The 17,665-nt window shown below is 57.3% G+C and carries 22 protein-coding genes; 2 read left to right on the forward strand and 20 right to left on the reverse strand.

Annotation, left to right across the window (positions count from 1 at the left end):
- The 4 genes from NML54_RS01355 to tnpA (NML54_RS01370) all read right to left on the reverse strand — a co-directional run.
- Window positions 1-457 (reverse strand): hypothetical protein (locus NML54_RS01355; protein ID WP_254755524.1); only part of this gene is annotated, 457 nt, incomplete at its 3' end.
- Window positions 458-593: 136 nt separating this feature from the next.
- Window positions 594-800, reverse strand: coding sequence for a hypothetical protein (locus NML54_RS01360; RefSeq protein WP_254755526.1), 207 nt, complete (start codon window positions 798-800; stop codon window positions 594-596).
- Between the two features lie 11 nt (window positions 801-811).
- A complete protein-coding gene (locus NML54_RS01365; RefSeq protein ID WP_254755528.1) occupies window positions 812-2,062 on the reverse strand; it encodes a hypothetical protein in 1,251 nt (416 codons plus the stop codon).
- Between the two features lie 64 nt (window positions 2,063-2,126).
- Window positions 2,127-2,564 carry an IS200/IS605 family transposase gene (tnpA, locus tag NML54_RS01370; RefSeq protein WP_254755530.1) on the reverse strand — a complete coding sequence of 146 codons (438 nt, stop codon included), beginning with the start codon at window positions 2,562-2,564 and terminating at the stop codon, window positions 2,127-2,129.
- Window positions 2,565-2,630: 66 nt separating this feature from the next.
- On the opposite strand from tnpA (NML54_RS01370), the gene NML54_RS01375 reads away from it, so the two are divergent.
- Complete coding sequence (locus NML54_RS01375) at window positions 2,631-3,818, forward strand: RNA-guided endonuclease InsQ/TnpB family protein (protein ID WP_254755531.1); 1,188 nt, start codon at window positions 2,631-2,633, stop codon at window positions 3,816-3,818.
- A gap of 113 nt (window positions 3,819-3,931) precedes the next feature.
- Here the strand turns inward: NML54_RS01375 and NML54_RS01380 are convergent, their stop codons facing one another.
- Both NML54_RS01380 and tnpA (NML54_RS01385) read right to left on the reverse strand, forming a co-directional pair.
- Complete coding sequence (locus NML54_RS01380; RefSeq protein WP_254755533.1) at window positions 3,932-5,041, reverse strand: phage tail family protein; 1,110 nt, start codon at window positions 5,039-5,041, stop codon at window positions 3,932-3,934.
- A gap of 63 nt (window positions 5,042-5,104) precedes the next feature.
- Window positions 5,105-5,524, reverse strand: a complete 420-nt coding sequence (tnpA, locus tag NML54_RS01385) for an IS200/IS605 family transposase (protein ID WP_254755535.1) — start codon at window positions 5,522-5,524, stop codon at window positions 5,105-5,107.
- Between tnpA (NML54_RS01385) and NML54_RS01390 the strand changes: the two genes are divergently transcribed.
- On the forward strand, window positions 5,423-6,781 hold the full coding sequence (locus NML54_RS01390) for an RNA-guided endonuclease InsQ/TnpB family protein (RefSeq protein WP_254755537.1): 1,359 nt from the start codon (window positions 5,423-5,425) through the stop codon (window positions 6,779-6,781). The genes tnpA (NML54_RS01385) and NML54_RS01390 overlap by 102 nt on opposite strands.
- A 45-nt stretch (window positions 6,782-6,826) precedes the next feature.
- On the opposite strand, the gene NML54_RS01395 is transcribed toward NML54_RS01390, so the two are convergent.
- The 14 genes from NML54_RS01395 to NML54_RS01455 all read right to left on the reverse strand — a co-directional run bounded on the left by NML54_RS01395 (window position 6,827) and on the right by NML54_RS01455 (window position 17,663).
- A complete protein-coding gene (locus tag NML54_RS01395) occupies window positions 6,827-7,699 on the reverse strand; it encodes a hypothetical protein (protein WP_254755538.1) in 873 nt (290 codons plus the stop codon).
- Window positions 7,700-7,709: 10 nt separating this feature from the next.
- Window positions 7,710-8,585 (reverse strand): phage tail family protein, encoded by an 876-nt coding sequence (locus tag NML54_RS01400; protein WP_254755540.1) that lies wholly within the window; start codon window positions 8,583-8,585, stop codon window positions 7,710-7,712.
- A complete protein-coding gene (locus tag NML54_RS01405; RefSeq protein WP_254755542.1) occupies window positions 8,585-11,857 on the reverse strand; it encodes a tape measure protein in 3,273 nt (1,090 codons plus the stop codon). Before NML54_RS01405 ends, NML54_RS01400 begins: the two co-directional genes overlap by 1 nt.
- 9 nt (window positions 11,858-11,866) lie before the next feature.
- Window positions 11,867-12,166, reverse strand: coding sequence for a DUF5361 domain-containing protein (locus NML54_RS08940; RefSeq protein ID WP_371925775.1), 300 nt, complete (start codon window positions 12,164-12,166; stop codon window positions 11,867-11,869).
- A 116-nt stretch (window positions 12,167-12,282) separates the two neighbouring features.
- Window positions 12,283-12,606: a hypothetical protein gene (locus tag NML54_RS01410; RefSeq protein ID WP_254755543.1), complete on the reverse strand. Its 324-nt coding sequence runs from the start codon at window positions 12,604-12,606 to the stop codon at window positions 12,283-12,285.
- 90 nt (window positions 12,607-12,696) lie between these two features.
- A complete protein-coding gene (locus NML54_RS01415; protein ID WP_254755544.1) occupies window positions 12,697-13,224 on the reverse strand; it encodes a phage tail tube protein in 528 nt (175 codons plus the stop codon).
- A gap of 22 nt (window positions 13,225-13,246) precedes the next feature.
- Entirely contained in the window at window positions 13,247-13,582 is a 336-nt protein-coding gene (locus tag NML54_RS01420; protein WP_254755546.1) for a hypothetical protein, read from the reverse strand.
- Window positions 13,583-13,653: 71 nt separating this feature from the next.
- On the reverse strand, window positions 13,654-13,908 hold the full coding sequence (locus NML54_RS01425) for a hypothetical protein (protein ID WP_254755548.1): 255 nt from the start codon (window positions 13,906-13,908) through the stop codon (window positions 13,654-13,656).
- Window positions 13,909-13,912: 4 nt separating this feature from the next.
- A complete protein-coding gene (locus NML54_RS01430; RefSeq protein WP_254755549.1) occupies window positions 13,913-14,251 on the reverse strand; it encodes a hypothetical protein in 339 nt (112 codons plus the stop codon).
- Window positions 14,251-14,643 carry a Gp19/Gp15/Gp42 family protein gene (locus tag NML54_RS01435; protein WP_254755551.1) on the reverse strand — a complete coding sequence of 131 codons (393 nt, stop codon included), beginning with the start codon at window positions 14,641-14,643 and terminating at the stop codon, window positions 14,251-14,253. The genes NML54_RS01430 and NML54_RS01435 overlap by 1 nt, the downstream gene beginning before the upstream one ends.
- Window positions 14,644-14,653: 10 nt before the next feature.
- Window positions 14,654-15,565, reverse strand: a complete 912-nt coding sequence (locus NML54_RS01440) for a phage major capsid protein (protein ID WP_254755552.1) — start codon at window positions 15,563-15,565, stop codon at window positions 14,654-14,656.
- A 36-nt stretch (window positions 15,566-15,601) separates the two neighbouring features.
- The gene (locus tag NML54_RS01445) at window positions 15,602-16,105 is read right to left on the reverse strand and encodes a hypothetical protein (protein WP_254755553.1); all 504 of its coding nucleotides are present in this window, start codon (window positions 16,103-16,105) and stop codon (window positions 15,602-15,604) included.
- A 180-nt stretch (window positions 16,106-16,285) separates the two neighbouring features.
- Complete coding sequence (locus tag NML54_RS01450) at window positions 16,286-16,570, reverse strand: hypothetical protein (protein WP_254755554.1); 285 nt, start codon at window positions 16,568-16,570, stop codon at window positions 16,286-16,288.
- A complete protein-coding gene (locus tag NML54_RS01455) occupies window positions 16,548-17,663 on the reverse strand; it encodes a VG15 protein (protein ID WP_254755555.1) in 1,116 nt (371 codons plus the stop codon). Before NML54_RS01455 ends, NML54_RS01450 begins: the two co-directional genes overlap by 23 nt.
- Window positions 17,664-17,665 lie beyond the last annotated feature (2 nt).

A 17,665-nucleotide genomic window follows, 5' to 3' on the forward strand; every position in this document is an offset into this window, starting at 1 on the left:
CAGCCTCACCCTTATCGCCCTTAGGACCCTGTTCGCCACGCTTTCCCTGTTCCCCGAGGATATTCGTCCAGTGAAGCTCCCCAGTCGGGGCATGGGTGAGGCCGCGATGAGCCAAATCGATAGTTTCATCGGCGGCCACTTCCAGGAAGCCAGGCGGGAACGGGGCCGGGTTGCCACGCTCGTCACGCAGAGAAGCAGTCACCTTATACGCCCAGGTTGACGGCTCCATGCCCTCGCCGGGAGCCAGCAGCAGAACCCCCTCCGCGCCACCATGAGGTTCTTCGCGAAGGACACCGTCCACCAGGTACGCAGTGCGAGCGCCAGGGACATACACGGTCTCCTGATCGGTGGCGTAGCTGGTCGGTGTGAAGGTTACGGTTCCGGTTGCGGGTACCTGGGTCCCGTACTTTTGCTGGTGGGTCTTGAATCGCCCTGTGATGTGGGCGTACTTTGCCAATGTTCGCCTCCTTATACGGATTTCTTGTGCTGCGGGTAGAAGGTTGCCACGTATGTCTCGAAAACAGTGTCGCCTTCTGCCCAGTCGGTTTGTAGTACCCATAGCCAGGGGCTGGGCGCTTCGTTGTAGGGGTTTTCTACGGGTTCGCCGGCGTCATCGTAGAGGTGCTGCCCACGCCGGGGTCATCACCGTCTAGCACCTGCACGGTCGGCTCCGGCTGCCCCTGCGGGTCGGTGAGGTGGATAACCCCAGCCAGCACCCGCTCGTCCAGCAGCTCCGCACGCAGCCGCTCATTCTCCTGCTGCAACCACAATGCTTTAGCCTGCCACTGCTCCAAAGTCATTTCGTTTCTCCTTATCGTTTGATGGGAAGGCACACGACATCCAGCCAGAACCTGCCAGATCCCTGCCCGCCCAGGTTGTGCACCACAACATCCGCATGCGACCGGGATGACGCTAGGTTGGTGCACACTAGCGGCTGCCCGGTAGCGCCAGCTATCGCGAACACCACCGGAAGCTGCACCTGCTCCCTAAACGTCACCCTGTACGTCCTAGCGCTGTGTGAGGGGATCTCATCCAACGGACCAATCGAGACGAACGCGAACGTCTCAGACTGCTCAAACAGGGAACGCAAATAAAGATTCTGGTTCACTCGTAGTGTGCCTTGCACGGACACATCCCCGTTCGGGAGCACGACAAGCCCCTTCACATCGGCGCTATTCGACCCGTCCGGCTGCACACCCAAAGTCAAAGCACCTTGCGGGTTCATGCGCACAACACCCTTGGGGGTGTGCCCGCCATCCGCGCCGGTGCGCATCTCAATCACCGAATCCACGCTACCAGCGGCGCCACGCCCCGCCTCCGTCAGGATCGAAATGCCCGGCTTGGACTTATCCGAGGTGTGGAAAGTCCCCCGGAACTCGTTTTCGTTGCCGCCGGCGTCAATCTTCACCGTCTGCTCACCCAGGTGGTTATAGGCGGCGATACCGTCACGGGTAATCTTCACCCCACGCCGCGCCTCCTTGGTCGTCTGCAACATGCCGGAGGTGACCATTTTCTGCGCCACCACCTCAGAGGCAGCCAGCCCCTCAATGACGGTTGCCCGCGCCAGGATTGCATCCTCAGTCACGACGAGTTTCTTTGTTTCGGTGCTCATGGCGCGCACCACCTGTGCGGCCAGCTCCTGCGTCACGTTCAAACGCCGCACATCGATAGTGCCGGGCACAATCATGTCCCGCCCAATCCACGGCTCCGACAAGCTTTTGAGCCCCGCCACCGCCTTTTTGGTGATGGCGTCTTTGCTTGTCTGCTGCTCCACTGCCTGGATGCGGGACTCCGCCTCGACCAGCCCAAGCTCTGCCTTCTGAAGGGTTTGTCGTGCCTGCGATACGACCTTGGTTGCCTCCGAGAGGCGCGCGTCGAAGCTGGCGATAGTGTCTCCATCCCAGCGGCGAGCCGTGCCGGCGGCGTCCATGTACAGGGTGGCCTCTGCAGCAGTGGCAATCTTGATTCCATGAGGTGTTGAGGCTGGCACACGCAGCCGGCGCATCTGCTCACGGAGCGTATCGGCGGTGCGGGTAGGGCGCTGGTCAATATACATCACCATGCGTTGCCTCCTTCTTTTAGCTGGTGGGTGGTGAGAAACCCACGTCCGTCAGGGCGTGGATGAATCACCACAAAGGATTCCCCGGCCCCCGAGGAACCTGCCCCTGCTGCTGCACATAGACCCTCACCTTCTCCAAAGGCGCCCCACCTGTCGAAGCCACAAAATACGACGGTGACCAAAAATGTTCACCCCATAAAGCCCGCTGCACTTCCTCAAACCCAGCCGCTCGCACCCGCTTAGCAGTATTGGTCTTAATAGCCCCAATCAGGGTGGATAGAGAAACTTTGGGTGGGTAGGTAATCAGCAGGTGGGCGTGGTCTTGATTTGTGTTGAACTCATCTACTACAACATCAAATCGCTGGCAGACCTCGCGGGTGGTCTCTTCAATCAGGGCATGGACACGCTCGGTCATCACTTTTCTGCGGTATTTGGGGGTTAAGACAATATGAGCATGCAAATCATAGACCACATGCCTACCACGCCTGTAATCATCTTTATTCACAGTGTTTTTCCTTATTGTAGAGTGTATAATTCTAGGTAGTATTTTACGGTAGATTGGAGGTGAACCATGAGCAAGCAAGGGTACAAAACGAGAATCTACCCCACCAGCGGGCAAGAACAAGACTTAGCGCGTATCTTCGGCTGCGTCCGGTTCATCTTCAACCAGTACACCGCCTACCGTGACTACGAATATGAGAATCAGGTGCAGCAGCGTAAGACCTACTCACAATTACGCTCTATCTTGACAGTCAGTAATAAAAAGACGGCTTTCCCCTGGCTTACCCAGGCACCAGCGGCTGCTTTGCAGGAGTCCTGCACTCAGGCTAAAGATGCCTACGCTGCAATGGTGAAAAAACGTGCCGCGGGCAAGAAAGCAAAAAAACCCAGACGTACCCGTAAAGGGGTTCAGTCGTTTCGCCTACCTGGGGCCAACTCCTTCAAAATCAAGGCCTACGACGCCAAGCGCGGGAAGTTCAAGCTCTACATCCCCAAGGTCGGCTGGGTCAAAGGCAAGGCAGGGCGCAATGTAGAGACTGCCACCAGCCTCACCATCAGCAAAGACAGCACCGACAAATACTGGGCCTCTTTTATCCTTGAAACCCAGCCCCGCGCTGCCGCCCCAGCCCAGGCTGCCAGTATTGATCTAGGGCTTACCCACCTTGCTGCCATCACTACCACTAGCGGGTACAGGCACAAGATTGACACCCCACAGTTTTACCGGAAAAACCAGCGCAAACTTACCCGTGCTCAACGTAAGTTTGCCCGCACCAAGAAAGGCTCAAACAACCGCGCAAAAGCTGCCACCAACGTAGCTAAAGTCCACCAAAAAACCCGCAACCAGCGCAATGACCACCTGCACAAACTCACCTCTACTATCACCCGTGAAAACCAAACAGTGGCAGTAGAAACACTGAACATCGCAGGACTCTCGCGCACCCGGTTAGCGAAATCAATCAATAACGCTGCCTGGGCAACACTCATCAGCATGTTGGACTATAAACTAGCTAACGCCGGCGGGAGGCTTATCAAGATTGATAGGTTCGCCCCCACTACCCAGGCCTGCTCTGTGTGCGGGGCGCCAGGGGGCAAGAAGGCGTTAAACATCAGAACATGGGTATGTACCCACTGCAATACCCACCTTGACCGTGACTACAATGCGGCGGTGAATATCATGCTCGCGGCAGGGCTTGCCGAGAGCCTAAACGCTTGTGGAGAGGGTGTAAGACGTCAGCTTGCTGGCGCTGTCCTTGTGTGAAGCAAGAACCCATCGAGAACTAGCCTGTGGTGGTGATGGCCGGTGATGAACTCACCTGGCCGGAATCGCAGTCTGGTTGGTAGGAAGCCCCTCCCGTGAGGGAGGGGAGGAAGTCACTTGTTCTCCCACTGTGCCTGCTGGAAATCCAGTGTGACCTGTGGGCTGAGGTCGCCGTTCATCTTGATGATTCGCATAGGTCGAGTGCCGTCGGGAATCGTCTTCCAGCCGGCGAGCGTCACATTCGCAGTGTCCCCGACAAAGAATGAGCCCAGAGGCGTTTTCTGCGAGTTCGCAGCGAACGTCAGCGTGACCTGGTCAATCATCGCCTGGCGGGATAGGAGCTCACCGTGCGCCTTCTGTCGTAGGACGTCGGGGCTTGCTTGGTCTGCATCGCTCATCACGTCTTCGACAAAGGGTTGGTCGCGGCGCCAGACACTTGAGAGGATCTCAGCATGGGCGCGGGCCGTGCCCTCGCCCTCGCCCGCACCAGTGCACCAGATACGGTGCACTAGATTCTTGCCAGAGGAAGTCACAGAGACGTCCGGAACCTCACCCATATCGGCGGTCGTGTCAAAGTCAGGAACCCAATCCTGAGCAATGAACGGCCACCCCTCTGTGCCGTGCACGAAAGCCCATTCAATCCGTGTCTGCGCGTCATCTGCCCAGCGTGGGCGAATCATAATGTCAGGACCGTTGATGACACCCGATAGCTCAGTCCATCGCTTACCAATGAGGTTGTTTGCGAGGTTCCACCCCTCATACGTTCGCTCACGCTCCCCCACCGTATCGCCCACCGTGCCATGCACCAGCGGCAGCGCCCCACCCGGGCGGTCCATCGCATGCACAGCGAGCGCCCAGGCAATTTCGCCTAGTGTGGTTTTGCGGTATTCGAGGGTTTGCCAGATGGTGCGTTTTTCGAAGAGTGCTCGGAGGCCTTCGGCTTTGATTTCGAGGCTGGTTGTTGTTTCTTTGCCCCAATCCGTGATTGGGCCGGCGATGATGGGGCGCGCTATCCCGTCTGCTGCGGTGTAGGTGAGGAGGACTCCGCCTGAGAGAGGTTCCCACCATGTGGGGTTGATGGTGTTGAGGTGCTTCTTATCGACGGTGAGGGAGATTTCCTCCGTTTTGTTGAGCTCGATGCTCCAGGAGGCGTTGTGCACGGTGATGGGCGGGCCCACTTGTCCGGTGGTGGTGTGGATCCAGTGCAGCCCGTACCCGGTCATTGTTCCTCCTGCTGTTGTTGGTTATCCAGATTGCTAAGAAGACTCCACCCTTTAGGGTGGAGATCAGACACCAGGCCGATCCTGAGACCTCACATACTCAGCAATCACACTCAATGGCGCACCACCAGCAGAACCAGCATAATAGGACCGCGACCACAAATGCCCACCCCACAAAAACGGGGTAATCTCAGCCTCAAAATCACGCCGCAGCACACGAGATGAAACCCCCTTAAGAGAGTTCACTAGCTTAGAAACGCTTATAGTTGCTGGGTAGTGCACTAGCAGGTGAACATGGTCTGTTTCCCCGTTGAACTTATCTAAGACTGCGCCGAAGTTCTCGCAGACCTCTCGCATGGTTTTCTCGCAAGCAGTGAGCATGTCGTGAGTGAATACATCACGCCGATACTTAGTAATGAACACCAAGTGAACATGCAAGTCCCAAACTGTATGCCTACCACGCCTAATATCGGCATCGTTTTCCATGACACCAAGTATATAATAGGGGTTATGAGTATCAAGCGTTACCGTTACCGCGCTTACCCGAAACCAGGGCAAAAACAGCCGATTGCTGCCCTATTTGGGTGCGTTCGCGTGGTCTATAACGACGCGCTTGCCTACTCAGAAAACTGCTACAAGGAAACAAAGAAAAAGCCATCTAACAAAGAACTCTCAGCCCGTCTTACCAACCTGAAAAAGACTGCTGAGAAGTCTTGGCTCTCTGATGTTTCTGCTGTTCCTCTGCAACAGTCTTTGCGTGATCTGGATAAGGCATACAGTAATTTCTTTGCCTCAGCCACCGGCAAACGTAAAGGCCCTAAAGTCAGTGCACCACGCTTCAAGAAACGATCCTCACGACAGACAGCTAGGTTCACTTCTCAAGCCTTTTCTGTTCGCCAGACAAGCCACGGTGTAGGATTCGTTCGATTATCTAAAATCGGGGAACTGCGCTTTGTGCTCTCTCGTGCTCTACCCCCTAGCCCTACATCTGTAACCCTGATTCAAGAATCAGATGGGAACTATTATGTTTCCTTCGTTGTCGAAGCAGAACCTAAGAGCACCCCAGCTCCTACCGCTTACGCCGTAGGAGTAGACATGGGACTCAAAGACCTGGCTATCACCATCAACAGCAACGGGCAAAGCACTGTCTATGCCAACCCCAGACCTTTGCGGAAGGCAGAGAAGAAACTAGGGAAACTGCAACGACAGTTAGCCCGAAAGAAGAAAGGCAGCAACCGTTATGCTAAGCAACGCCTACAGGTAGCTAAAGCCTATTCCAAAGTGAAAAACACCCGTTCCCATTACCTGCACCAAGTAGCGAACCAGATCGTTGATGAAAACCAAGTCATCGCCCTGGAAACCCTCTCAATTGCTGGTCTTGCTAAGACTAGGTTGGGTAAGAGTGTGCTGGACGCTAGTTGGGGACAGCTCACCCGCTTGATTAAGGAAAAAGCAGTAGAGCGGGGGCGTGAAGTGGTGGGGATTGACCGCTTCGCTCCTACTACTCAGACTTGCTCTATCTGCGGAACACCTAACGGCAGGAAGCCGTTGAATGTTCGGGACTGGGTGTGTGTTGGTTGTGGTAGCCGCGTTGAGAGGGATTTGAACGCGGCGGTTAATATTATGCTCGCGGCAGGGCTTGCCGAGAGGATAAACGAACATGGAGGAGATGGTGTAAGACGTCGGCTTGCCGGTGCGGTCATTGTTGATACCGTTCACCCACCGAGAGCAGCCACGCTTTAGCGTGGTTGTTGGTAGGAATCTACCCCGTGAACGGGGTAGAGGAAGTCAATCTTTGGCGACGCCGATGTCGGTGACGGTGATGACGTCGCCGGGGAACGGGAAGCCGCCATTTTCGCCGCGCACGACCCAGTACGGGTGCCCGTAGGTGGTGTGGCGGACGATGTAGTGGATGCGGTGCTGGCCCTTCTGCAGTGTCTGGATGGTGGAGAAGTCCTTTGATTCCCAGACGTTGTTGAAGGCGCGTTCACGGCGGAGTACCAGTCGGTCGTCGATGTAGACGTCGTAGAAGAGGGAGCCGTTGGCGATGACCGGGGTGACATTTGTTTCGCTGGTCGCTGTGGTCACCGTGGAGGTGAGGCGAATGTCGACGGTTCGGTCAGTCGGGACAAAGAAGGTGCCTGCCCCGCGGCGGAACTCTCCAAGATTGTGCGGGGTGTCGCGAGTCGTCTCGTGGTGGAAGAGAACGCCGAGGGAGCCACCGACCGGGCGAGAAAAGACGATGTTGCCGGCCTCCTGGGTGGCGTTTGTCGCCTTGACGTTCGCACGAATCTCACGCTTGGACAGCATCACTGCGTTGGCCGGCACGGTCGCACCGATTGCCACTTTGGATGCCACGGAGCCGTTGACAGGCTCTGTCAGCTGCTGAACGTAGATGTACTCGACTCGCGCCCCGTTAGTCGGGGCGGGCTGAGTCGTGATCTGCTGCGCAGGCACCGGCACGAGTACTGCACGACCCGGCGCGAGGTGGATGCACACAGCACCGGCGGTAATCTGGTAGCTCATTGCGGCGGTGCCCTTAACCTCGCAACCGCTGATAATTCCAGGCTCGGGGTACTGCGCGGCAATGACTGCCTGCAAGTCATCAGGCGTCGTTCCATTGCCATTACGGTCAGGTGCCATACCGAAACCGGTAGTCATGGGTGCTCTCCTATAGGTAGGTGTCTCGGACGATAACGTCGCACCAACCAGTAGCAGGCGCGAGCGCTTCGATGGTGGGCGCGAACCCCGACTTTGCAGAGATTGAGTGCCAGTCTCGACGGGTGAGGTCTGCGGTGTGATCGGTGCCGTTGATGGTGACGGTGCCACGGGCGCAGTCAATGGTGACCGGTGATGGGGTGATGACCGCGTATGGATACTCGATGACGCGGTCGCCGCTGGTGATTCGGAACCCAGACGACCACTCACCCCGAATGATGTAGGTGGGGTGCGCAGTCACGTTCCCTTCATGGGCGATAGCTGCGGATTGAGGAGCCTGGGAACCGAAGGAGATAACCCCGCTAGGTGCCGGCGCGAAGAGGTTGAACCGGAGCCCCACGCTGGCGCCGGCGGGGAATATCTGTGTAGTGACGGCAGGCCCGTAGAGCCATGGCTCCGGGGCAAGGAGGGGTAGCTCGAAGTTGAACGCGGTGTCGCCCAGGTATTCGATTTTTGGGTCTCCGTCGATTCGAACCTTACAGGTGAGGATGCCGTTGTCGGATTCGACGGAGAGCGCACCCAGCTCACCGTCCCAGAGCAGGGATGAGGTGAACCGGGAGGCGAGTTCGCGAATGGGCAGAGCCTTCGCGATGATGGTTCCCTTGAGAGTGAGGGTACGGCCGGTACGGCGCGCCGGGTAGGAGAGCATGCCGTGCCCAATCTTGCGTTGGACATCGGCAGCTTCTACACCGGTGCCGCCGTCCCAGCCCTGCAGGCCAGTCACCCAGACCTCCAGCCCGTCATCGCTGGCTCCATCCTCAAAGGTTGTGAGGACGAGGGAGCCATGAGCTCCGGTGAGCGTGACGCGGTGACGGTGCTGGCCAATCATCAGATCAGGACCCCTTCAAGGTTGAGATGGTGGTTAATTGCTTCTCCGACGCGGCGGCCGAATCGGTCAGGTGACATCTCGTCAGCCGCGTTGACGTGGACGTGGAGCCCACCGGAGGCGGCAGCACCTGGTGCCGAGCCTGCGGATGCAGAGAGTGCACGGGTGAGCGAGGATGACCGCACGCCAAGCGAGACAGAGCCGCTGAGCGCGCCAGGAGTGAGTGCCGCGCTGAGCGTACCCATTCCTGCCTCTGCGGCTTCGACCGCGGCTTCGGTCATGTCCTTGACCGCATCGACTGCCACATCTGCGCCCTGGGTGATGCCCTCTGCGATACCCGCGGGGATCCAGATGCCCACCTGATCACGCATGACGCGAGACGGCGAATGGATACCCAGCGCTGACTTCACAAAGTCAGGCAGTGCGTTGACGACGCCCTTTGCGGCGTCAAGAACCGCGCTGGCGGCGTTACGGATGCCGGTGGCGATGCCTTCCACGATGTCACGACCGATGGAGAGCATCCGATCAGGGATGCCCCGCACCACCCCAATGATGTCAGATCCCATCGACTGGAAGAACCCGACTACGGTATTGATGCCGGCGGAGATACCGTTCTTGATGCCCTCCCAAATGGTCGAGACAATGCGTCCGATACCACTCCAAGCGGCATCCCAGATGCTGCGAATCAGATTCACAGCGTTCGTGATGATGGAGCTGACGATGTTGATTGCACCAACGACAATGCCCTTGATGACTTCCCAGGCACCGGAGAGAATCTGCTTGATGCCTTCCCAGGCTGCACTCCAATCGCCCTTGATAATTGCGGTCACTGTCTTGATGATGCCGACGACGATATTGAGGGCACCCTGGACAATCGGGACAATTGCCTGCACCACAGTCGTGACCACATTCAAGACCGCCTGAATTGCAGGCACCAGAATATCAATCAGTGTCGTGATGAGCGGGACAATCGCTTGCACCACGGATATGAAGACAGGAATCAGCGAGGTCACAATGACCGCAACCACGCCAGCGACGACTCCGATGATTGTCGCGAGCACCGGAAGGAGAGCCTGGATTGCAGGCATCAGCGCCGCGAGCACCTGAACGCCCAAATCCACGACCGCCGACAGAATCTGACCGAAGACCGGCACCAGCTGCATAATGACTCCCCCGAGCTGAACAAAGATATCCATGATCTGTGGGAGCATCGCCACCACAGCTGAGCCGAGCTGGGAGAGCGCAGGCACGAGCTGAGTCATGAGCTGCTGGCCAACAGGCAACAGCGCCTGAACAATCTGCGTGCCGAACTGGAGAAAAATCGGGATCAGCGGTGCAAGATGTTGCCCAATCTGCCCGAGCGACTCCATCAGCGCCGCACCCATCTGCCCCAGAATCGGCAGCAGAGCCTGGATAGCGCTGCCGATTAGAGGAATGAGGCTCTCGATTACCGGCTGGACAGCTTGGACGACCTGGCCAAAGACCTCGCCGGCCATCTCCGCAAATCGCTGCAGCGCAGGCATTATGATTTGGAGTGCCGGCTGAAGCGACTGAATCAGCTTCTCACCCAGCTGGCCGATAAGAGGCATAATCGTATTCAGCGCAGGCTCGATTGCCTGCATAAGCTGCTGCCACATCTGGCGGCCAGTCTCAGTCTGGGTAAAGAATGTGACGAGTGCCGCGCCAGCGAGAGCCAGCGCTCCAACCACCGCCATGAGCGGGTTTGCCTTAAGTACACCCAGGAAGGACCCGAGAGCACCTGAAGTCGCCGACAGCACCGCCTTATATGCGACGGTGGTAGCAGAAGCTACCTTGAGTGCGGCTGCCTTGGCTTTGAATGCTCCCGCGCCAATCTGCGCTTCGCGTGACAGGTCGGCAACTTCAGCTGCGGTGCCGGCACCCGATGCGACGAGGCGGTAGCCTTCTGCGACGGCATCGAAGGAGCTCTTGAGCTTCCCTACTGCGTCGGCGGCGGTCTGGTACGTTTCAAGTGCGGTGCGTCCCGCGTCGATCGCACGGGAGGCGGTGTTGTACGCACCAACAGCGCCGATGACTGCAGTTGCCATTGCAGTCACGGCTTCAGGGTTCCTGTTAATGATGTCGGTGAGGCGTCCCAGTGCACCCGCAGCTAGGTCGGCCAGACCTGTCACTGCATCAAACGGGTTCGTCAGGTTCAGCGCGCTATCACCCAGTCCGCCGACCTCTGGGAGGAGCTTCTGAATCGCGCTTGCAATGGTGAAGATAACCTCTTCAACCCTGTACCCAACTGTTGAGAAGGCATCCCAGAGCGGAGGCAGGATAGCGCCGAGCGTCTTGCCGATACTCATCACGAGCCCGCCAATTGACGGACCCACGATGGATGCCGCATGCGAGACAACACGGACAACGTACTCCATCGCCGAGCCAAGCTTCTCGCCAATGGTCTTACCCATCGCCTCAACAGGCTTCATCCACTGCTGGAACGACAAGAAAAACTTCGTCAGTGTCGGGTAGACACCAGAGAGAATATTCGCACCAAAACGACCCAAGGCAGCCTGCGCGTTGGCGAACGCGCCAGGTAGCGTATTACCCATCTCGAATGCCACGTTACCAGCGGCAGAAGTCATAGCCTTCTCGAACTGGTCGAACCCAATCTTGCCGTCAGAGGCCATCTTGAAAACTTCGTCTGCCGTCACGCCAAGCTGTTTAGCCAACGCTTGGTAGATGGGGATGCCTCGGTCTGCGACCTGTGCCAGAACGTCGTTCTGAGCCTTGCCGACACTCGCAACCTTGTTGTAGATTGCGCCCATCTCCTCCATGCTGGAGCCTGATGCCGCGGCCGAGTTCGAGACGGACTTCAGAACTGCTTCAAGCTGCTCACCCGGCTGAATACCAGCAGCCACCGCACCAGCCGCCGCGGTTGCCGCCGCATCCAGACCGAACGCGGTGCCCTTAACCGATGTAGAGGCGTTCTGCATAATCACGGACACCGCGTCAGCGTCATTTCCCAGACCTCGAAGCTTAGCCTGAGCAACGTCAATCGCCTTCAGACGATTGAAGCCCTTACTGAACGCAGTGCCGAGCACCGTACCCAGCGAGAGCCCTGCCAGCGCCTTCGTGACCACGCCGCCGATAGCACCGCCGAAGAGACGACCGAACGCGCCAGACGCCTTGCTTCCTGCTTCGCTACCGGCGCGCTCACCGGCAGAGCCAATCTCGGAGATGATTTGTGCGCCGGCTCCCTTAGTCGAAGCGATGACCGAGACATACGCCTTCGCGAGCTCATAGCCTGCCATTGTTGCCTCCTAAATTGTGGTGGTCTCTTCGGCGATGTCCGTACCGGCGCCGGCGCGCCGCTCAGCAACCCAGTGCCGTGCCTCTGTGAGCGACATGGCACCTGAACCGAGCTGTTGGGAGTTCTCGCTTTTGACTCCAGGGCGGGGAATCGGGTTGGGGCGGTTATGCCCCTTTTGCCCATCCTCGGTCCTCTGCCAATTCGCCTCCGCGAGACGGTCAAAGATGCCGGCAAGAAGCTGGTCCTGTAGGCTCCATCCCTGGACGAGCTCCCTCATAAGGGCAGAATCGTCGGGCAGGTGCACGACCATAGCAGCCGTGAGGCGAGGGCCGTATTTAGTGAGAAGCTCTCCAAAGCGAAGACCGTAAAACCGGATGAGGTCAATCTCAATCAGCTCGCGATGCTCCCGAAGGAGCTTCACGAGCGTCAGGAGTTTGGGTTCAGCGAGTGCATGAGATCAGTGAAGAATTCGGTGTAATCAGTCATGGATGCGATGCCAGTCTCCGGGTTGCGTAGGACCTCCATGACGTCCTTGCGCTGCGAGTCTCCCAGCAGTGCACGGACGGCGGTGAAGATACCCTTGGGGTTGCCTTCGTCCAGTGAGATCAGGGTTTCCATCAGCTCGGCGTCATCAAGTGCCGCGGCGTTGACTTCCCAGTCACGGCCGCGCAGATGGACGATGATTCGGTCCTGGCCGTTCTTGCTCTTATGGTCGGTGAGGCTGATTGCCTTCTTGCGCTTCTTGCCCATGTGTCGTGTCCTTCCAGGAATTAGGTGAGCATGGAGGGTAAGCCGCTAAAAACGGGCGGCTTACCCTCCATCTAGTAGGTATCTACCGACCTATCGAGTGCCCAGGTACTTGTACGCCTTCACGCCGTTCGCATCCGGGTAACAGGTAATGGTCACTTCGTAGCCGATTGCTTCGTCGTTCTTGTAGACCACATCGCCGCGCTCAGCCACCTGACCATCAGGGATGCAGACGCGGATAGTCTTGTTTCCGTCAAGTACATCGAAGACACCCGAGAAGTGAGGTGCCTGTGCACCGGTCATCTTTACTGCGGTTGCAGTGGCGGTAGCGTCGGAATAGTAGAGCTTCAGGACTTCCTCATTGGTCTCAATGAGCGTCATCTTAAAGCTGACCTTGTGAGAGGTCTGGATAGTTCGGACGACATCGCCGTTCTGCCATGCCTTAATATCGGACGTGTCGGAGTCGATGGTCTGAGTAACGCCATCCGCGCTGATATAGCCGAGGTCCTTGAACTTCGGGTCAATCGATGCAGACGCACTCGCCGGCAGCGTAGTCTTTACCGGACCAACAAAAAATCCGCCGGTAATACCCACGCGCACGTTGTCAGCAACGTTAGCCATTGGGAGTTCCTTTCGTTGATGGTTAATTCAATGTGTCAACGACAGCGCCGCGGCAGATGACCTGCCAGTTCTGCCGAAAACGTGGAACGTCAGCATCAGGGTCTGGCATCCACACGATTCCACCCAATGGAGAGATGGAGTAGATCAGAACCTCATCGCTGACGTTGTTCTTCGTCGCACGCAGATACGCGCCTGCCTTCTCAGCGAGCGCGTATGCTTCGCTCTCCCGCGCTGCCCACACGTCGAGGATTATTGACCGTGATGCGTGGGTGACTGTTTTCTCGTCGCCGCCTGACGGGGTGATGACGATGAATTTGTCGGGGCGGGGGCTGGGTATGCGTGCGACGTGGACAGGCACTTTGAGGTGGGTGGTGAGGATGCTGCGGATGCGGCTATAGACATCTCCGTATTGGATGACCTCATTCGCCACTATTTGCTACCTCCCCACCCTCCGACTGCCTTGGATAGTGCGCCGTTCTTTGCTTCGGCGCGCATGCCTTCCTTGCCGTTCGGCCAGACGCGAGCGACGGATGTTTTGGGGCCTGCTTTGACTCCTGATGAGAATCCGGTGCCTGCTCGGCTGCGAATCTCGCCAGCTTTGGCGGCGAGGATTGCTTGCATCTCTGGTGAGGTGCGGAGAGCATGGAAGCCCGCGAGGTTGAGCTCGACTTTTGCTTTTCCCATACATCTATCCTTCTACTCGTTGTAGGTTGATTCGGTAGCCGGCAGGGAAGCCAAACGGACCATGCGTGAAGTCTTCGGGGTAGCCGATGACTTCCCACCGGTTCCCGTCGATAACAACGTGGTCGCCAGGGCGGGCGAACCCCGTTGGGGTGTAGAGGTCTAGGTCTCGGCGTACACCGGTGCCGATGTCCCTTATTTCTGTGTCAGGTGACGGCGGCGCCCAGCCGAAGACCTCAACCTCTACGGGGTCGGCCCACACGGAGTGTTTAGTGCCCCAGCTGTCCTCCGTGTACTCCTCCAGAGGCATATGGCGTACTGTGTGCTGGGTGGTGAGCCAGTACATTAGCGCACCACTTCCTCATCGAGCAGGTCATAGACGAATGCTTTCTGAGAGCCCACCTTTAGGAGCTTCTTCTCTGCTTTGGTCAGGAAGAGAGCTCCGCTGGGGTTGCTGAAGCTTACCTGCTGGTTGTACGGTCCTGCGGTCTGGGAAATGCTGGAGGCACCATCTGGGTAAGCTGATGCTGCCATGCCACGCTTGACCATGGCACAGGCAACCATGCGCAGCACATATTCGTCCAGCTCCGCCCAGTGGGGAGCCGAGGCACGGATAAGCGCCCCAGCATCCTCCAGAAGCACCTGGGCGGTTGCATCCGAGCCAAGAGGCATATCAGGCCAGCGAGCGCGTAGGTCTTCCGCAAGCACGAGCGGGTAGCCGTTGTCCATGCTAGCCATCTACGTCTCCTTACTTGATGGTGTACTTAACGAATGCATCCTTGTCATGCAGCAGCCAGCCGTATTCTGCCTCGACACGCAGGGCAACCAGGTTGTTCTCCCAGAGGGAGGTCAGCTGACCGTTGATGGTGACGGTTGCTTCAGTGGAGACGTCGTAGGAGATACCGCCTACGGTGCCCCAGATTGCCTTGGAGAAGTCACCACCGAAGCCTACGACGTTGCCTGCGCCTACACCGTTACGCACACCCTTTGCGAAGAGAGCAGGACGGGAGAGCACGGTACCGGAGCGTACCGGGGACGCGGTGTCCTGGGTCGGTGCGGAGACGAACAGGGGGCGGCCGGTGGTGTCTACGCTGGTGTTGAGCTTAGGCTCTGCGTAGGGGTCGAACAGGAAGCCGGTTAGCTCCTTGTTGTCCTTGACCAGCAGGTCCAGGCCGGAGTTCAGGTCGGCGAACATGCCGCCCTTGTTCTCTGTTGCGGTGCCCAGAGCCACAGTCTTGGTGGTGTTGGTCAGTGCCTGGCCTACGCCGAAGGGAGTGTCGGTGCCGTGCAGTACTGCCGCGTCGAAGGCCTCTGCAATTGCTTCGGCGACCTGGTCACGAACCAGGGACATGAAGTTGCCGGGGTTAGAGCGGACAACCTCTGCGGAGATCGGGACGATTGCCGCGATCTTCATGGGCTTCATGGTCTTCAGACCCAGACCTGCGCTGGTAGATTCCTTCTTTGCGCCTTCAGCAACCCACTTAGCGGTTGCCTTAGAGGTGACAACGGGCACCTCGATACCGGAGGCCCCCAGGGGTACCTGTCGCACCATCTGCTGAACAGCAGAGACGCGCTTAATGTCTTCGAAGTAGGCTTCTGCCATCTCGGGCTTGAGGAAGCCGGAGAAATCGGTGGTGGTGACTGCCTTAGTGACGGCCATGGTCACCCTCCTTTCACATTTTTGTGTCTATAGTTCTTACAAACCCAGAACCTTACGGAATGCTTCTGCGATTCCGTCGCTGTTCAGCGCCATGTTCTGGGGTTCAGCAACACCGGTCACAACAACACGTGCCGGTTCTGCTGCAGGGGTCTGGATAAGCTCCGAAAGCTGCTTAGCGTGTGCAACCAGCTCCTCTTCGGTGTCTCCGCGCAGGGCGTCGGCGGGGACACCATACTCAGAGGCCACTGCAGCTCGCCACGCACGCACCTGGTTCTCATGCTCCACAGCGCTCAGTCGAGCCTCTGCGGTCTCTGCACGCTCTACAAGCTTGTCCCAGCCGGCAACACGCTTCTTGAGCTCCGCATAATCGGAGTACTTCGCACGCTCACGCGCCAAGCGAGCATTGAGCACCTTGTTCAGCTGTGCCTGGCTGGTAATAGGCTCAAAACCGTTACCAGGCTCTGCCGGTGCCTCTACACCCTCCTGAGTAGCGCTCTTAGGCTCTGCGACCTCAGCAGGTGCGCTATTTTCTTCACTCATACAAACCTCCAAAAAGGGGTACACCAAAACCCCGCACACGAGAACCGTGCACGGGGTTTTGTCAATGGATCATCACCGGGCATTTCACCACCGCCCGTACAGTGGAAAACTCAATCAAAAAATGGGTACACAAAAGCCCCGTGCACGCACACCGTGCACAGGGCTTCTAATTATATAAATCTAACGCTCTAGGAGGTCTAGATGAGCCTCATAGTCGAACTCTTCAGTAGCGTAAGTCCACATGCTCTCGACCAGATCATCAGGCATAAATTCATGATCCGCCAGCACCGCAACATCATACGGAAAAGTAACCTTTTGCTTCACAAAATCACCAATAACGCTAGCAAGAGCCAACTCCCACTCACCCACATTATCAAATTCTTCAACAAAAGGTCGTGTCCGCTCCTCCAGGGTACGGGTTCGCATAACAGCAGATAGAATCTTAGCTTTTTCCCAATCCAACATAGTCTTCAGCTTCTTTATTCTCAATCGGATAAAAACTCCGTACAGACAATATATCATTTTTCATTTGGTACACGCATCGCACTATACCAATACCAGGTACATCCGTATGGCCTTCATACGTATCTGGATAAATACCTGGTTCCCATTCAGATCTAGGAGTTTGAACTACACCTAACAGAAGAATAGCTATATCCCCAGGATCTAATGTGCCAAATGTAGTAGGAGCATTCCCACCTTCACCATGACGAGCCAAAATATGCTGCCACTGCCCAGGCCTCAACAACTCCAAATACTCAGGCCACCCTGACGAATAGTCCCGCAGCACCTTAGGCATCTGAACACTCTCACCCCGACCACGGTTATACATCTCCCGCCATGACGAAGCCACCTCCGCCAATGAAGGCGAATACCCATGCTTACCCTGCTTACGAGCAACCACAGCATCACGAGCAGCCTCATACTGGGCATACAATGCACCAGGATCATACCCGGCAATCTTCGGAGTCTTCTTACCCCACGCAGGCACAATCTGACAATCACAATCACCATGCCATTGCCTTGCCGCACCTGCCGACTGGGCATCCAGATACACCCACCCGCGAGAAGCTAACATCAAACACCATGCGCATGTTTGACCATGAGGAATGCGCGCCCACCGAGGACGCTTCGGGTCCGAATCAGCAGCACGCACAATGCTCTCGCGCCCCAGCTTCTTCACCAAACGGTCAAGAACCCCATTCAAAGATTTAAGAGCCTTCTCCGGGTCCTCACCTTTCATTAGCTCTCCCAATGCCCACCGGGTCGAGGCGTGAACCACGTCCTCCGGTAGTTGCTCAGGAAGAGCCGGCTGGAACCCGTCGTCAAGCCCCACAGCCTCAGCACGCAACGCAAGATACCAGCCCAGAGACTCCACCGCGGCAGCGTCTCCATAGTCAGAGACCAGCCCGTACATGCTCTCCAGCATGACCTCACGCTTCACCTCATCCGGGGTATCAATAAGGGCTTGGGCAATCTCTGCCAGGTCGCGGCGCGCACCGTTCACAATCTCATTGAGCGTATCCGCAAGTACAGACACATCAGTACGCGCCACCATAG

Source organism: Rothia gullae, from assembly GCF_024294905.1.
In the GTDB taxonomy this organism is placed as follows: domain Bacteria; phylum Actinomycetota; class Actinomycetes; order Actinomycetales; family Micrococcaceae; genus Rothia.

Coding starts and splice junctions, on each gene's coding strand:
- NML54_RS01360 (WP_254755526.1), bottom strand. CDS start 800: ATGACTTTGGAGCAGTGGCAGGCTAAAGCATTGTGGTTGCAGCAGGAG.
- NML54_RS01365 (WP_254755528.1), bottom strand. CDS start 2,062: ATGGTGATGTATATTGACCAGCGCCCTACCCGCACCGCCGATACGCTC.
- NML54_RS01375 (WP_254755531.1), top strand. CDS start 2,631: ATGAGCAAGCAAGGGTACAAAACGAGAATCTACCCCACCAGCGGGCAA.
- NML54_RS01380 (WP_254755533.1), bottom strand. CDS start 5,041: ATGACCGGGTACGGGCTGCACTGGATCCACACCACCACCGGACAAGTG.
- tnpA (WP_254755535.1), bottom strand. CDS start 5,524: ATGGAAAACGATGCCGATATTAGGCGTGGTAGGCATACAGTTTGGGAC.
- NML54_RS01395 (WP_254755538.1), bottom strand. CDS start 7,699: ATGACTACCGGTTTCGGTATGGCACCTGACCGTAATGGCAATGGAACG.
- NML54_RS01400 (WP_254755540.1), bottom strand. CDS start 8,585: ATGATTGGCCAGCACCGTCACCGCGTCACGCTCACCGGAGCTCATGGC.
- NML54_RS01405 (WP_254755542.1), bottom strand. CDS start 11,857: ATGGCAGGCTATGAGCTCGCGAAGGCGTATGTCTCGGTCATCGCTTCG.
- NML54_RS08940 (WP_371925775.1), bottom strand. CDS start 12,166: ATGGTCGTGCACCTGCCCGACGATTCTGCCCTTATGAGGGAGCTCGTC.
- NML54_RS01410 (WP_254755543.1), bottom strand. CDS start 12,606: ATGGGCAAGAAGCGCAAGAAGGCAATCAGCCTCACCGACCATAAGAGC.
- NML54_RS01415 (WP_254755544.1), bottom strand. CDS start 13,224: ATGGCTAACGTTGCTGACAACGTGCGCGTGGGTATTACCGGCGGATTT.
- NML54_RS01425 (WP_254755548.1), bottom strand. CDS start 13,908: ATGGGAAAAGCAAAAGTCGAGCTCAACCTCGCGGGCTTCCATGCTCTC.
- NML54_RS01430 (WP_254755549.1), bottom strand. CDS start 14,251: ATGTACTGGCTCACCACCCAGCACACAGTACGCCATATGCCTCTGGAG.
- NML54_RS01435 (WP_254755551.1), bottom strand. CDS start 14,643: ATGGCTAGCATGGACAACGGCTACCCGCTCGTGCTTGCGGAAGACCTA.
- NML54_RS01440 (WP_254755552.1), bottom strand. CDS start 15,565: ATGGCCGTCACTAAGGCAGTCACCACCACCGATTTCTCCGGCTTCCTC.
- NML54_RS01445 (WP_254755553.1), bottom strand. CDS start 16,105: ATGAGTGAAGAAAATAGCGCACCTGCTGAGGTCGCAGAGCCTAAGAGC.
- NML54_RS01450 (WP_254755554.1), bottom strand. CDS start 16,570: ATGTTGGATTGGGAAAAAGCTAAGATTCTATCTGCTGTTATGCGAACC.
- NML54_RS01455 (WP_254755555.1), bottom strand. CDS start 17,663: ATGGTGGCGCGTACTGATGTGTCTGTACTTGCGGATACGCTCAATGAG.